The 13709-nt window shown below is 35.3% G+C and carries 14 protein-coding genes; 9 read left to right on the forward strand and 5 right to left on the reverse strand.

Translation table 11 applies throughout. The annotated features are described in order from the left end of the window. Window positions 1-11 precede the first annotated feature (11 nt). Window positions 12-893, forward strand: a complete 882-nt coding sequence (locus HHU12_RS20630; protein WP_169658634.1) for a carboxypeptidase-like regulatory domain-containing protein — start codon at window positions 12-14, stop codon at window positions 891-893. Window positions 894-1633: 740 nt separating this feature from the next. Here HHU12_RS20630 and HHU12_RS20635 read toward each other — a convergent pair. Beyond that, window positions 1634-2203: a 30S ribosomal protein S16 gene (locus tag HHU12_RS20635; RefSeq protein ID WP_169658635.1), complete on the reverse strand. Its 570-nt coding sequence runs from the start codon at window positions 2201-2203 to the stop codon at window positions 1634-1636. Window positions 2204-2482: 279 nt separating this feature from the next. On the opposite strand from HHU12_RS20635, the gene HHU12_RS20640 reads away from it, so the two are divergent. From HHU12_RS20640 to gldD, 6 genes are all read left to right on the forward strand, one after another. Further along, a complete protein-coding gene (locus HHU12_RS20640; protein ID WP_169658636.1) occupies window positions 2483-3106 on the forward strand; it encodes a rhomboid family intramembrane serine protease in 624 nt (207 codons plus the stop codon). Beyond that, window positions 3094-3609, forward strand: coding sequence for a DUF2062 domain-containing protein (locus HHU12_RS20645; protein WP_169658637.1), 516 nt, complete (start codon window positions 3094-3096; stop codon window positions 3607-3609). The genes HHU12_RS20640 and HHU12_RS20645 overlap by 13 nt, the downstream gene beginning before the upstream one ends. Before the next feature lie 2 nt (window positions 3610-3611). Further along, complete coding sequence (gene mutY, locus HHU12_RS20650; RefSeq protein ID WP_169658638.1) at window positions 3612-4667, forward strand: A/G-specific adenine glycosylase; 1056 nt, start codon at window positions 3612-3614, stop codon at window positions 4665-4667. A 95-nt stretch (window positions 4668-4762) separates the two neighbouring features. Next, window positions 4763-5245 carry a single-stranded DNA-binding protein gene (locus HHU12_RS20655; protein ID WP_169658639.1) on the forward strand — a complete coding sequence of 161 codons (483 nt, stop codon included), beginning with the start codon at window positions 4763-4765 and terminating at the stop codon, window positions 5243-5245. Between the two features lie 26 nt (window positions 5246-5271). Then, window positions 5272-6639: a gliding motility-associated protein GldE gene (gene gldE, locus HHU12_RS20660; protein ID WP_169658640.1), complete on the forward strand. Its 1368-nt coding sequence runs from the start codon at window positions 5272-5274 to the stop codon at window positions 6637-6639. A gap of 22 nt (window positions 6640-6661) precedes the next feature. After that, complete coding sequence (gene gldD, locus HHU12_RS20665) at window positions 6662-7273, forward strand: gliding motility lipoprotein GldD (RefSeq protein WP_169658641.1); 612 nt, start codon at window positions 6662-6664, stop codon at window positions 7271-7273. 14 nt (window positions 7274-7287) lie between these two features. On the opposite strand, the gene HHU12_RS20670 is transcribed toward gldD, so the two are convergent. Next, entirely contained in the window at window positions 7288-7689 is a 402-nt protein-coding gene (locus HHU12_RS20670) for a response regulator (RefSeq protein WP_169658642.1), read from the reverse strand. Between the two features lie 248 nt (window positions 7690-7937). On the opposite strand from HHU12_RS20670, the gene HHU12_RS20675 reads away from it, so the two are divergent. Next, entirely contained in the window at window positions 7938-8606 is a 669-nt protein-coding gene (locus tag HHU12_RS20675; protein ID WP_169658643.1) for a 2-C-methyl-D-erythritol 4-phosphate cytidylyltransferase, read from the forward strand. A gap of 118 nt (window positions 8607-8724) precedes the next feature. Here HHU12_RS20675 and HHU12_RS20680 read toward each other — a convergent pair whose 3' ends face one another. From HHU12_RS20680 to HHU12_RS20690, 3 genes are all read right to left on the reverse strand, one after another. Next, window positions 8725-8946, reverse strand: coding sequence for a DUF2795 domain-containing protein (locus tag HHU12_RS20680; protein WP_044211605.1), 222 nt, complete (start codon window positions 8944-8946; stop codon window positions 8725-8727). Between the two features lie 207 nt (window positions 8947-9153). After that, a complete protein-coding gene (locus tag HHU12_RS20685; protein ID WP_169658644.1) occupies window positions 9154-9807 on the reverse strand; it encodes a hypothetical protein in 654 nt (217 codons plus the stop codon). A gap of 562 nt (window positions 9808-10369) precedes the next feature. Beyond that, window positions 10370-13000: an OmpA family protein gene (locus HHU12_RS20690; RefSeq protein ID WP_169658645.1), complete on the reverse strand. Its 2631-nt coding sequence runs from the start codon at window positions 12998-13000 to the stop codon at window positions 10370-10372. Between the two features lie 291 nt (window positions 13001-13291). On the opposite strand from HHU12_RS20690, the gene HHU12_RS20695 reads away from it, so the two are divergent. Beyond that, window positions 13292-13627 (forward strand): hypothetical protein, encoded by a 336-nt coding sequence (locus HHU12_RS20695; protein ID WP_169658646.1) that lies wholly within the window; start codon window positions 13292-13294, stop codon window positions 13625-13627. Window positions 13628-13709 lie beyond the last annotated feature (82 nt).

The following is a 13709-nucleotide window of genomic DNA, read 5'->3' on the forward strand; positions in this document are numbered from 1 at the left end:
TATAACTCTAAATGAATTACTTCTTCAGCCTTTTTATTCTTTTATTCATTCATCAGCTTACTTACAGTCAAACAGCTTTTAATGGTCAAATTAAAAGTGAAGAATCAGACAATGTAATACCTTATGTCAATATTGGTTTAGCCGATAAAGGTATTGGGACTATTTCAGATCAAAAGGGAAATTTTGTACTAAAAATACCTTCAGGTATAGATGAAAAGGAGATAGTGACATTTTCTTGTATTGGCTATAAAACGAAGGGAATTTCAATCGAAAAACTTCATCATACTTCTGAAATCTTATTGAAGAAGGACACGGTTTTTCTAGAGACCGTGAGTGTTACTTCTGAAAATCATAAAGAGAAGAACCCTAAACCTAAAAAGCTAGGGAAGGCCTATACTTTGCTCGCTTTTTTTCATAATAATTTTTTTATCTACGGAGAGGTTGAGTCTAATCATATAGGGAAAGAAAGAGGAATGATTCTTCCAGTAAAGAAAAATTGCTTACTACAATCTCTTAATTTTCACGTCAGCAGTAATGAATATAGGTTTGTCAAATTCCGCTTACATTTTTATACAATAGAAAACGGTGAGCCTGCTGAACTAATCAATGATCAAGACATTATTTTCAAGATAGAGAATCAGTTTAGAGGCTGGCATAAAGTTGATTTGAAACCTTACAGCATTCATCTTGATAAAAGCTTAGAAAATGTTGGGGTTTCATTGCAATGGATAGATAGTGAAAATACGGATAAAGAGAGTAAGTTTTTCTCTATATCTGCGACTCCTCTGTCTTCAGCTCGTCATATTGCAAGAGAAAAGGTATTAGGCAAATGGAAAGTGAGCAAATTCAAACTTAATTTTTATCTGGATTACTTGGAGGAAGAAAACCTCTAAGCGAAAGCACTCTCAGAAGCTATTTTAATGTTTAAGCACAGGACAGAAAAGGGATATTTTTTGATGAAGAATGATGAATGAAGAAAAATGTGTAGTGTTCTGGTAAATAAAATGGTATTTATGATGGTGGATACCGTTACAGAGATGTTGTATTGCAACGTGCACACGGACCACAGTACAGATCACCTTGTCTTAATTCTTAACTCTTCATTCAAAAAGTCCTAGTACTTATTACACTGTAAACTAAATTATGGCAATTAGAAATCAGGAGATTTCTGATGATCTGTAGGATACAAATGACGCTTATGCTTAACATTCGCGCCAATGGACTTTCTACTCTATTCATTTGGTAGTGCTCCCCCGGCCTTGAAGGGAAAAGCGTTAAGAATTTCATGTATTGAGCCGTTAAAAATGATTTTCTTGTTTGAGCTTTAGCGAGTTTAAAATCATTTAGGCGAGAGGAATGGAATTTAGCTTTTGACTTCAAAGCCTTGACTTTTTTGCTTCGTTTTTGTGTTAAGACAAAAATGAAGAAGAAGGTTGCTTGGAAGTAGAACATAAAAAGCTTACAGAAAAATCGATTGAAAGTTGACGAAAATTGAAGAGTATTCTTAGCACATAAAAAAGTCCTACCCTTGGGAGGGGTAGGACTATATATTTTCGATTTGGGGCTTACAATAAACCTAGTTTACGGGGTAAATACAACGGTATTCACCTTCGACTTAAGATTTGTGCTGGGATTACTCAGCAGCTTCTTCAGTTGACTCTTCTGAAGCGTCCTCTGCAGGAGCCTCTTCAGCAGCTTCTTCAGCTTTTTTTGCAGCTTCAGCAGCGGCAGCAGCAGCAAGAGCTTCAGCCTCAGCTTTTTTCTCAGCTTCTTCAGCAGCCTTACGAGCAGCAATACCAGCTTCTAATTCAGCTTTAACAGCAGCTTCAGCAGCAGCTTTCTTAGCTTCTAAATCAGCAGCATAAGCAGAAGATCTTTCTGACATCCAAGCGTCAAATAATTGATCTGCCTCTTCTTGTGTTTTTGCACCTTTGTTAACACCAACTTGAAGGTGTTTCTTGTACATCGCACCAGCTTTAGAAAGAACCATACGAGCTGTATCAGTTGGTTGAGCACCATCTAATAACCACTTAGCTGCAGCTGCAGGATCGATATCGATAGTTGCAGGATCAGTGTTAGGGTTAAAAGTACCTAATTTCTCGATGAAACGACCGTCACGTGGAGCTCTAGCGTCTGCTACTACTACGTTGTAAATAGGTCTTCTCTTACGGCCACGACGTGCCAAACGGATTTTTACTGCCATTTTTAAAGCAATTTGTGTGTTGGAAAGGAACTCGTCCTTTATGACACAGTTAAACATTGAGGAAACTCGTTCCCCTTAAAGCGGTGCAAATATAATAGATTGAAACTTAAAGTACTACAGTTTTCTGTAAATAAAGACTTATCAAATTTTAATACTTGTCATTTATTTACAAATACACCTTACAAAATCATAATTTATAACGCTTCCTTACTCACTTTTTTTAAACCTACACTTTATCAACTAACTTGCAGTCTCAAAGTTATAATTTAGATTACGTACATGAATCTCACATTAATTCTTATCATATTAAATGTTGGCATCAGTTATTATGCATGGCAAAAACCTGCCTTATTGGATAAAATGATGATGCAGCCTTATTTGGTGCAAAAGCAAAATCAATGGTACCGTTTTGTATCTTCTGCTTTTGTACATGGAAGTTGGATGCATCTTTTCTTCAATATGTTTACACTGTATTTCTTCGGGAGCAATATTGATGCATGGTTTAATTATCTGTTAGGAGATCCAATTTTAGGGGCTGTAGCTTATTTTGGTCTATTTATATTAGGAGCTGTGGTTGCTGATATTCCAACTTTTCTTAAGCATAAGAATAATTATCACTATAGATCTTTAGGTGCTTCGGGCGGTGTTTCTGCTATTATTTTCGCAAGCATTTTATATACACCTTTAAATGATATCTGTTTATATGGAGTTTTATGTTTTCCAGGTTTCATTTGGGGTGCGATTTATCTGATTTATTCACAATATCAAACCAATAATATGGATAGTAATATCAACCACTCAGCTCACTTATACGGTGCTTTGTTCGGTATTGTCTATGCTATTATTATTGAGCCTTCTTCAGTTCCTCATTTTATTCAGCAAATAGCTTCATGGAGATTTTAGAAAAAATCCGTCTTTCTGTCAAACATACAGTTACACACCGTGTTTTAGTACCGTTGCGTACACTATTAAGACAAGGTTTAACTCCTTCTAAACTAGCGTGGAGTTTTGCAGTAGGATTATTGATAGGTTCATCACCATTGTTGGGTTTTTGTACATGGATTTGTCTGATTGCCGCTTCAGTTTTAAGACTGAATCAACTGGCAATACAGATTGCCAACTATGCTATTTATCCTCTGCAAGTTCTTCTGATAGTTCCTTATATCGAACTAGGTTCATCATGGTTCGGAAAGAAAGCGGAAGGTGTGACTTTTGAAAAACTACAAGCGAGTATTGATGCAGGCTTATTGGAGGGTTTGAAAGAAATTGGTCTTTTGATGCTTCAAGGCGGTGCAGCTTGGTTAGTTGTAGCTTTGATTTTGGTGTATCCAATGAAGGTAATTTTAGAGAAAATATTTAGCAAGATGTTGACAAGAATGCAACATCTTGAAAAGGCAGAACAATAACAATGGACTTTTCGACACAGCTAATCAGCTGGTATGAACAAAATAAAAGGGATTTACCCTGGAGGCATACCAACGACCCTTATAAGATTTGGCTTTCAGAAATAATACTACAGCAAACAAGAGTACAGCAAGGACTTCCTTACTATGAGAAGTTCCTTCAAAACTTCCCCACTGTCAAAGATTTTGCAGAAGCAGAGATTGACAAAATACTTCATCTGTGGCAGGGATTAGGTTATTATTCCAGAGCAAGGAATATGCATAAGGCCGCTAATGAAGTAATGGAACAATGGGGAGGAAAATTCCCGGAGAATTACAAAGACTTGTTGACCTTGAAAGGGGTTGGTAAATATACAGCGGCGGCTATTGCTTCTTTTGCATTTGGAGAAAAAGTAGCCACAGTTGACGGAAACGTATATAGAGTACTTTCCAGAGTTTTTGACATAAAAGAAGACATTGCTTCAGGAAAAGGACAGAAAGTGTTTTCGGAAGTAGCCAATGAATTGATATCAGAAACCTCACCCGATATTTTCAATCAGGCACTCATGGAAATGGGAGCAATTCAATGTGTTCCAAAGAGTCCAAAATGTGAACCCTGCCCATTTGTTCAAGAATGTCTGGCAAGGGAGAATGACAGTATTGGAAGCCTTCCTGTAAAGCTAAAAAAGGTCAAAGTCACAGACCATTATTATCAGTATCTCGTTATAGAATATAAAGGGAAATTGATGATGAAGAAAAGAGAAGGAAAAGGAATATGGAATGGACTTTATGACTTTCCTTTGATTCATCATTCAGAGAAGGTAGAAGAGTTGAAAAAAGAGCAGGTGAAAGAACAGACACTTTTAGAGCTTTCATTTCCAGTTCATTATCAAAAATCGGAATCATATAAACACATTCTTTCTCATCAAAGATTGTACATTGATTTTTATCATATCACTTTAGAAAATGAAATTGATCTGTCAAATGGTCAGTTTGATTATAAATGGTATGATATTGATGCCATAAAAGATATCGGGAAGCCGATTATTATAGAGAATTATTTGTCGAAATATATTTATTAAGTATTTTGTTGAATGGAAGAAAATCTTCACATATTACATCATTAGACTTAATGATTCATATTTTAATTTATTATCGAAACAACTAAAAATACAAAATGGCCGGAGTAAACAAAGTCATACTAGTAGGACACTTAGGTAGAGACCCAGAAGTTAGACACCTTGAAGGAGGTGCTAGCGTTGCTTCATTCTCTCTTGCAACAACTGAGAACTATACAGACAGAGATGGTAATAAACAAAGTCAAACAGAATGGCACAACGTAGTAATGTGGAGAGGTTTGGCTACTATCGCAGAAAGATATTTGAAAAAAGGTAGTAAAATTTACGTAGAAGGTAAATTATCTACTCGTAGTTATGAAAAAGACGGTATTACTCGTTACACAACTGATGTTGTAGCTAGAGAGATGCAAATGCTGGATAATAGACCAGAAGGTCAAGACAGTGGTTATGTACCTCCAACTGCAGCTGATGCACCTGCAGCAGTAAACGCAACACCATCTGCACCAAGTGCTAGTCCTGCGGCGACACCTACTCCTGATTTAAGTTCAACAGAAGGTGGTAACGACGACCTGCCTTTCTAATAGATTTTTGATTTTAAGAAACATACATGGAAGGTGATCCTTTAATACCACTATTAGCGTTTATACTCAATGATATACCATTGGGTCCTTCACTGATAGTGGTGCTTTTACTTATTACTTCTGGCTTGATATCAGGTTCAGAAGTCGCATTTTTCTCCTTAACCGCTGATCAAGTCAAAGCGTGCCACGAAGACGACGATAATATCGGAAAGAGTGTTTTCGAGCTTTTACAAAAACCACAGGAGCTTTTAGCCACCATTTTGATCTGTAATAATTTTGTCAATGTAGCAGTTGTAATGATTTCAACTTTTATTGCATGGCAGATAGCTGATCAGATTGATATCCCAAGAGACGGTATTGAGATTTTTATATCCCTGACTTTTGTGGTGACTGCATTAGTAGTCTTTATTGGTGAAATTGTACCTAAAATTTACGCAACAAACAACAGCCTGTTATTTGCCAAAAAAATGGTGATCTTCTGGGTAGTAGCCATCAAGATCTTTAAGCCGTTTGCTTACTTGCTTACAAGTATGGGCAATTACATGGAAAAAGCTTTAGCTAAAAGAAATTATAACCTTGAAGTTTCCGTACAGGAAATTGACCAAGCTGTAAATCTTGCCACTGATCAATCTGATGATAAAGCCACAGAAATGTTGAAAGGCATCATCCGTTTTGGATCGAAAACAGTAAAGCAAATCATGGTTTCGAGAACGGACATGAATGCTTTGGACAAGTCGATTAATTTCCATGAATTAATGGATACAATCAATAAGTCACGTTTTTCAAGACTGCCGGTTTACATCGATACTATTGACTCCTTATTTGGTGTATTATATATCAAAGACCTTCTTCCTTATTTAGATAAAAACGAGCATTTTGAATGGCAGCGTATCGTTCGCAAAGACATTTATTATGTTCCAGAATCAAAGAAAATTGATGAACTGCTACGTGACTTCCAAGAGAGAAGAGTTCACATGGCTATCATTGTGGATGAATATGGAGGAACAACAGGATTGGTAACGCTTGAAGATATTATTGAGGAGATCGTAGGAGAAATCAATGATGAGTTTGATGCTGATTTACTAGAAAACTTCCAGACTGAAGACGCTTCCTTTATCTTTGACGGGAAAACGTCTTTGATTGATTTTGAAAGAATGGTGCTTCTTGATCCTGATTATTTTGATAAAGTAAAAGGAGAGTCGGAATCTTTGGGTGGGTTGATGCTGGAACTGCTTCAGGAAATGCCATCTACAGGTAAAGAGATCGAATACAAAGGCATTACTTTTACGATCAAAGCGGTAGATAAGAAAAGAATCAAGACCGTTCATGTGAGGTTCCATGATGAAGAACACATCAGAAGACTTCAGGAAGAATTCAATGAAGAAGAGAATTAACAAACCTACTTTAAATACTGTTATGAAATCATTTTTTCAACTGTCAATAGCACTCCTTTTAAGCTGCTGTATTTACAGTTGTGGAGGATCCACAGAAGAAGCTTTTTTTCCGAAACCAAGAGGCTATTATAGGATAAATTTACCGGAGCATCAGTATAAAAGTGAAGAATTTAAGAAAGGAGAATTAAAAGATTATCCTTATTTATTTGAGGTCGCTTCTAATGCAGTAGTCGTACCTGATGAATCATTTATGTCAGAACCTTACTGGATAGAAGTGCAGTATCCGTCATTAAATGCGATGGTGGATATTTCGTATAAAAAATTGCTGAATTACGACTCATTGGTGGGGTACATCAATACTTCCAATACGCTGACTTTCAAACACGACGTTAGAGCAACGGCAATTGATGAATATACAACCACAACGGAAAAAGGATATTCGGCGGTGATGTATGAAATAGATGGCGACGTTCCGAGTCAGTTTCAATTTTTTGTAACAGATTCTGCACAGCACTTTTTCAGAGCAGCATTGTATTTCCCAACTTCCACTCAGAATGATTCTTTAGCACCTGTCATAGAATATATCAAAGAAGACATGTTGCATATGATGAATACATTGGAATGGAGAAAGTAAAGTTGAAAAATCATCTAACTGAAATCGTATTCATTTCTGATCAGGAAACAGGCAACCTGAATTGTTTTCTGAAGGTATTTTAAACAGCCGTCACTTTTCACAATGTAATTGAAAATATCTTGGTTTTGAAGTTCCGCAATCACTTCGACATCTTCTTGAGCTGAGATTACAATCACCTTTACTTTTTTGTCAATTTTTTTGAGTTGGAAAATCAATTCCTGCCCATGAAAATCAGGAAGTATAAGGTCGGCTACGACAACATCCGAAGGAGATTCAGTGAATTTTTTTAATAAGTCAGTCCCATTTTCAAAAAATGTAACCTCAACATTTTTGATTTGTTGCAAGGCAAGTCTCATTAGCATGGTTTCCGTTGGGTTGTCTTCTACAAAGTACACTTTAAATAGGTTTTCTTCCATGGTATTCTCAGGTTTTAGTACTCGATGAATTTCGTAATCTTGTTTCAGTTTTAATTGGGTTTACACTCAGAATTTTGAGAGAAGTAAAGTAACTTTAAGTACCATTACATAAGTTACAAAAATTAGTCAGACAATAATTATAACATTATGTGATATTTATGTATTCTTTCTACGATTCTTTTTAATCAGAATAGAATACAACTTTTTTTGTACTTATTATTAATCAATCATATATAGACTTAAAGAAAATGAAAAAATATAGCATTATAGTAGCCGGTGGCAAAGGTACTCGAATGCAGAGCAGTACGCCGAAGCAGTTTATGGAAATAAACGGTCTTCCTATATTAATGCATACCATCGATAAGTTTAAAAAAGCAGATAGTTCTATTCAGATTATTGTAGCATTACCTAAAAATGAAATTCCTGCTTGGAATGCTTTAGTAGAGCAACATGGCTTTACGACAGCTCATCAGGTAGTGACAGGCGGTGATTCTCGTTTTCAGTCTGTAGATAATGCATTACAATATATTCCTAATCAAAATGATTGTTTGATTGCAGTACATGATGGAGTGAGACCTCTTGTAGATACAAGTGTGATTACACAAAGTTATGTAGATGCGGAGCAGTACGGTTCTGCTATCCCAACCGTAGCCATCAAAGAATCAATTAGAAGAGTAACGGAGGAAGGAAATGAGATGGGCAACCGTGATGAGTTCAAATTAGTACAAACACCTCAGACGTTTAGAGGAGATGTTATTTTCCCTGCCTTTGAGAATGGTTATATTCCTTCATTTACTGATGATGCGAGCGTAGCAGAGTTTTCAGGACACGCTATGCATTTGTTTGAGGGGAACTATGAAAATATTAAAATTACAACGCCTGAGGATTTAAGAATAGGAGAGGCGTTGATTCAATAAGGTGAGAACATGCTCTTAGGCATTTTTGCACAAAAAAAGCTGACTTTGTTATTACAAGGTCAGCTTTTTTATTTTAATAATATCTCTAAGCGGTAAAGCTTTAAAAAGGTATTAGTTATTAATATTCGTCTTCGTTGAAGAAGAAATCATCCTTTGTAGGGTAATCAGGCCAGATCTCCTCAATACTTTCGTAAGGTTCTCCGTCATCCTCAAGTTCTTGAAGATTTTCAATCACTTCAACAGGAGCTCCAGTACGATCAGAATAATCAATTAGCTCATCTTTTGTTGCCGGCCATGGCGCATCTTCTAAATAAGAAGCCAATTCTAAAGTCCAATACATATGAATATATTTTATTTTAAAGTCTTACATTGATAATGCATCAAACCCCAAATCTAACAGCAAGTGTTCAGTACTTCAAGGTTAATATTAATTCTTGCGAAAATACATTTTTTTTTCAATTTGTCAATCTCGCAATAGAATTTATATCACTAATTACTTAAATCAAATAAAAAGGTTACATTTTAAGATCTAAAAGTGCAAAATCATTTAGTTGACGTATACGATTCTTGATTTGTAAACTCCATTCAGGTCACAACCTTTTACCTCAAGCGGTATAAAACCAGAACCCACTTTTCTAAAGTGCTTCTTTCTCCATGACCCATCTGATTTTTGTAAATACATGGTCACTTCTACTTTTTCCCCTTTAGGAGTAAAAACTTCGCCCTGCTTGAAATAGGTTCCCACTACGCCGTTCTCACATTCCTTTAATGGGAATTTTTCAGTAACACGAAATTTTGGGTTATTACCTTGGCTATCATGCTTTTCCTTTACCTGTGCTATACTAGGCATTCTTTTACCTGAGTTATACGCATAATCAGCAAGTGCATAATAATTACCTGTATAATTACATGATGAGAGGTCTAATTTCACAACACCTCCACCTTTTCTTTTAAACTCTTGTTTTGTCCAAGATCCATCATAGTTCTGCAAGTAGATGTAAACATCAACATATTCTTCAGAATTAGCAGATCTTACAATACCTTCTATGAGATGCAATCCCCCTAGTGGACATGATTTAGGCACTCCTTGTTTGATCACAGTGAAAGTAGGACGATTGTTTTGGTCTTCTGCAAAAAAATCTCCTAAGGAAGTGAATAAAATAAAAGAGAAAACTGAAAGAGTATATAATATAGTCTGCATGGTGATAAATCAACAATTTTATATGCAAATTGAATCGGTTACTCTACCTACGTGTTTATTAAAGAATTATGATTTAAAAGCGAAAATAATAGTATATAGAGTTACGATCATACTAATATAATCAAAAGTATATTTAAACCTACTCAAAAACTGTACACACTTAGTGTTTTACGCATTAATTTTTTTGATTTGATTGGTTTTTGAAAATTTAAACTTTGATTCATCTAACACAAAATCCACATAAAAAGTTTAATCTAAGAAAAATACAAAAAAATAAACCTCCTGCAAATCAAAGATATAAGCGCTATTTGTAAACGAATGTGAATTAAAGTGTTAATAAATTTGAATATGTAAACTAAAAAATCTTAAATTTACATCATACAAAGACATTAAAAACGCTAATTGCTACTTAACTCGTTACTTTCTACTAGACATTATTTGTAGATAATTGAATATCTACTTGTTGTTTGTTCACCCTTATCGCTATTTACTCATCGCTACTTTTTTACTATGAAAAAATAACTTGCTACTATCTATAAGGCACTTTTTAAGGTGCCTTTTTTTATTTTAGAATCGTAAAAACAACTCTTCTATTTTCTTGCCTGCCCTCTTTTGTAGAGTTTGAATCAATAGGTCTTTCCTCTCCGAAGCCATAAGCGTCTAATCTTGATGTGTGAATTCCTTTGTTAACAAGGTATTGTTTCACTGCATTGGCTCTAGCTTTGGAAAGTTCAATATTATATTCCTTTGTATCTACGTTATCAGTGTGTCCTTCAATCACTAAAATCCAAAGCTGATTTCTAGTCATCATCACTGCTAAGCGGTCAAGATCAAAGAAAGACTCACTTCTGATATTTGAAGAATTAGTATCGAAATTCAAACTTGTCATGATAAAAGAAGCATCACCGGATTCATCTTTTAAGTCCACCGTCTCCATAGGCTGCAGTAGAAGATTATGATCAGGATCGTCTGTTAATTCCACACTGCTTCCGATATAATTCTCGTCATCTACATAAATAAGGTATTCTTGATCTTGGGGTACAGCAATTTGGAATTCTCCATTATCAGCTGTTTTTCTTTTTAATATTTCTTCCCCGTCTGCAGAAACAACTTTAATGGATAGCTCTGGAATTCCTTCTCCGTCTGGGTCAACTACTTTACCATGGGCAAAAAGCATAGGCATCGGTCGTACAGCTTCAGGAATTTTTAATTCATAAATATCATCCCTGCCATAATTTTCTTTTTCCTTAGAAGATACTACCAATGCTTTATCACCAACGGAAGTTAGATAAAACGCATCATCATCGACACCATTGACAGAGATACCTAAGTTGATAGGTTCACTCCATTTGTCCCATCTGTCATGATCCAGTCGCTTCGCCATAAAGATATCATAGCCACCAAGACCAGGATGTCCATCCGAACAGAAGTATAAAGTTTCTTTGTCAGGATGTAAGTATGGGTTTTTCTCAGCAAAAGGTGTATTGATGGTTTCTCCTAGATTGATAGGTTCTCCCCACGATCCATCTTCATTTTTTACAGAAACATAAATATCAGTGTTGAATTCTCCGGAACCATGAAAATACAATCCATCATCAGGGTAATTAGGGTTATAGCCCCCAACGCCTCCAGGACGGTCTGAAGTGAAAAAAGCAAGATCGCCCTCTAATGATAAACTTAAACCGGCTTCATAATAAGGTGTGTTGATAGGGTATTTGAAGACATTGACGGCGCTCCATTTCCCATCTTTCATTTTTGTTGAATAGTAAAAATCTCCTTTTCCAAGTCGACTTTCGGTATTTCGAACATAAGAGAAGCGCTTTATCTTACTATAGTTGCCATACAGTAATAAAGTACGTCCATCACCGCTTACCCCTAAAGGCACTTCATGTGACTCTGTATTCACTTCAAAAATTTCTTCTGCAAAACCCCATTCTCCCGTAATATGATCTTTTTTAGAAACATACACATCTTCACCTGATTTAGCCGTTTTTCGAGCAAAGTACAGATACTCTTCATCAAGTGTAATGACAGGTTGATATTCTCTGGCTATCGTATTGACATTATTACCTAAGTTGGCAAGATAACGTGGAGTTTCTTCTCTGGTGAAAAGCTCCAATATGCTGTCAAAATATTTCTGCTGTTCAGGAAAAAGAGGTTTGTATTTTTTATAAATGTTTTGGACCTCAGTAAAATTGTGAGCCTTAAAAGGAGGAGCTGTCATTTTCTTTACGGCAATCAATGCAATATCCATTGGTGCCATATGACGGATAAAACGGTCGTACAAACCTTCATTTTGTGTTTGACAATCACCATCATGAATATTGAGCTGACATAAAACCTCTATCATACTCAGCCCTTCACTATCAGCAAAAGATTTTAATTTCTTGTATCCTTCTGCTTTATACATATTCTCTTTCGAGAAGCCATATTCTTTACCATAGTAAATAGGAATAAGGTCTTTAAGTTCCTCTTCAGGATAGAGCTCTATGATTTCATGGCAATATCTTTCAAACATATGCCCCGATTTATCGCCGTATTGTCTTAATGTAGTATTAGTAAGATATTCTTTTAATACACCTTTTCTCAGTTCATTGACTTTTTGCAGATAGGGTGATTTAGGATAATCATCTATATATTCTCCACACTGACGGATAAAGATTTCTCTCAAAGCCATCAATGTGTCGCCTTCCATAATTCTATTGTAAACTTCAGTTCTATACAGCTGATGTGTAGGTCTTCTGTAAGGTGCTTGATTAAGGAACGCAAAAGCTTCTGATTGTATTCGAGATGTCAGAAACCCGGTAACTTCATCGCCTGTAACAGAAAGCGACTGTCTGATTCTTTTCTTTTCTTCTTCAGTGAGTTTTTTATAGTTTTCAGATGCAACCAATGACCACTCATAGGCTTCTTTAAAATCTTTGAAATAGCCGTCCATATTTACGAACCGGATATTTACCCTGTTTCTTTTTTCATCAGCTTCTACTTTTTCAAATAATTGATTGGCTAAAGCAAATTGTGAAAGTACCGCAGTAGAGTCTTTTTCTAAAGACAGTCTAAGGTCTGTGATAGCTCCCTCAATGTTCCCTTCAAGTATTTTTTTTATTGCATCTTCCTCGTGAATATTCTGTGCTGTTATTGTATTACAAAGCAACGGAAACATCAATAAGGATAGTAGTATTCTTTTTAGCATCTAAAAATATAGTTTTTTAATAGGTTTAATAATCTTCAAAACCGTACCGTATCTATAATTTCCCTTTTAATTCATCGGTTTTCATATTAATGAATTGATAAATCTTATATATTGAAGTATTAATATATGTTTTTTTTAAATTTTTTAAGTAAATTTACCACTGTAACTTATAAGTGTATTTTTTACTAATATACTTATACTTCAATTTATTATTCATTTGTCAATTGTTATAACTATCGTCAATTTTTTTTGAATAATCAGCTACTAACAAATTTAATAGAATAGAGTATTATGAGAACATTAACATTATTAGCAGTCGTAGGGATAATTATACCCTCTCTGCTATCATTATTTCAAAATGATGAGAAATTATCCTTTTTAGAAAGAATTATCAACTCTCTTGCTAGAATGGTAAAGCTCTCTTTAGTCCTTGGCTTTGTCTTTGGTGCAATTGGCCTTGGTGCTGCAGTCATTTATTATGTAGCCCCTCAAGTAGGATTTGCTATCGATTCAGATGTGATTGAACTGTCAAGTACGGCGCTTCAGTACTATGCCTTAATCGGTGTTTTATTTCCAGTTGTAGGTATTTTGATTGGGTCTGTTTTAACAAAACGTCAATCAGTATAGGTGATTACATAAAAACGAATTTTTAATCAGCCCTTCATCTTGTAAATAGGTGAAGGGTTTTTTTTGTAAATCAGAGATTCAT

The organism is Flammeovirga aprica JL-4 (assembly GCF_012844305.1).
Taxonomy (GTDB): Bacteria; Bacteroidota; Bacteroidia; order Cytophagales; family Flammeovirgaceae; genus Flammeovirga; species Flammeovirga aprica.

Excerpts from the sequence above, each read along its gene's own strand:
- HHU12_RS20655 (WP_169658639.1), top strand. The coding sequence starts at position 4,763 with ATGGCCGGAGTAAACAAAGTCATACTAGTAGGACACTTAGGTAGAGAC.
- mutY (WP_169658638.1), top strand. The coding sequence starts at position 3,612 with ATGGACTTTTCGACACAGCTAATCAGCTGGTATGAACAAAATAAAAGG.
- HHU12_RS20635 (WP_169658635.1), bottom strand. The coding sequence starts at position 2,203 with ATGGCAGTAAAAATCCGTTTGGCACGTCGTGGCCGTAAGAGAAGACCT.
- gldE (WP_169658640.1), top strand. The coding sequence starts at position 5,272 with ATGGAAGGTGATCCTTTAATACCACTATTAGCGTTTATACTCAATGAT.
- HHU12_RS20675 (WP_169658643.1), top strand. The coding sequence starts at position 7,938 with ATGAAAAAATATAGCATTATAGTAGCCGGTGGCAAAGGTACTCGAATG.
- HHU12_RS20670 (WP_169658642.1), bottom strand. The coding sequence starts at position 7,689 with ATGGAAGAAAACCTATTTAAAGTGTACTTTGTAGAAGACAACCCAACG.
- HHU12_RS20690 (WP_169658645.1), bottom strand. The coding sequence starts at position 13,000 with ATGCTAAAAAGAATACTACTATCCTTATTGATGTTTCCGTTGCTTTGT.
- gldD (WP_169658641.1), top strand. The coding sequence starts at position 6,662 with ATGAAATCATTTTTTCAACTGTCAATAGCACTCCTTTTAAGCTGCTGT.
- HHU12_RS20640 (WP_169658636.1), top strand. The coding sequence starts at position 2,483 with ATGAATCTCACATTAATTCTTATCATATTAAATGTTGGCATCAGTTAT.
- HHU12_RS20680 (WP_044211605.1), bottom strand. The coding sequence starts at position 8,946 with ATGTATTGGACTTTAGAATTGGCTTCTTATTTAGAAGATGCGCCATGG.
- HHU12_RS20685 (WP_169658644.1), bottom strand. The coding sequence starts at position 9,807 with ATGCAGACTATATTATATACTCTTTCAGTTTTCTCTTTTATTTTATTC.
- HHU12_RS20645 (WP_169658637.1), top strand. The coding sequence starts at position 3,094 with ATGGAGATTTTAGAAAAAATCCGTCTTTCTGTCAAACATACAGTTACA.
- HHU12_RS20630 (WP_169658634.1), top strand. The coding sequence starts at position 12 with ATGAATTACTTCTTCAGCCTTTTTATTCTTTTATTCATTCATCAGCTT.
- HHU12_RS20695 (WP_169658646.1), top strand. The coding sequence starts at position 13,292 with ATGAGAACATTAACATTATTAGCAGTCGTAGGGATAATTATACCCTCT.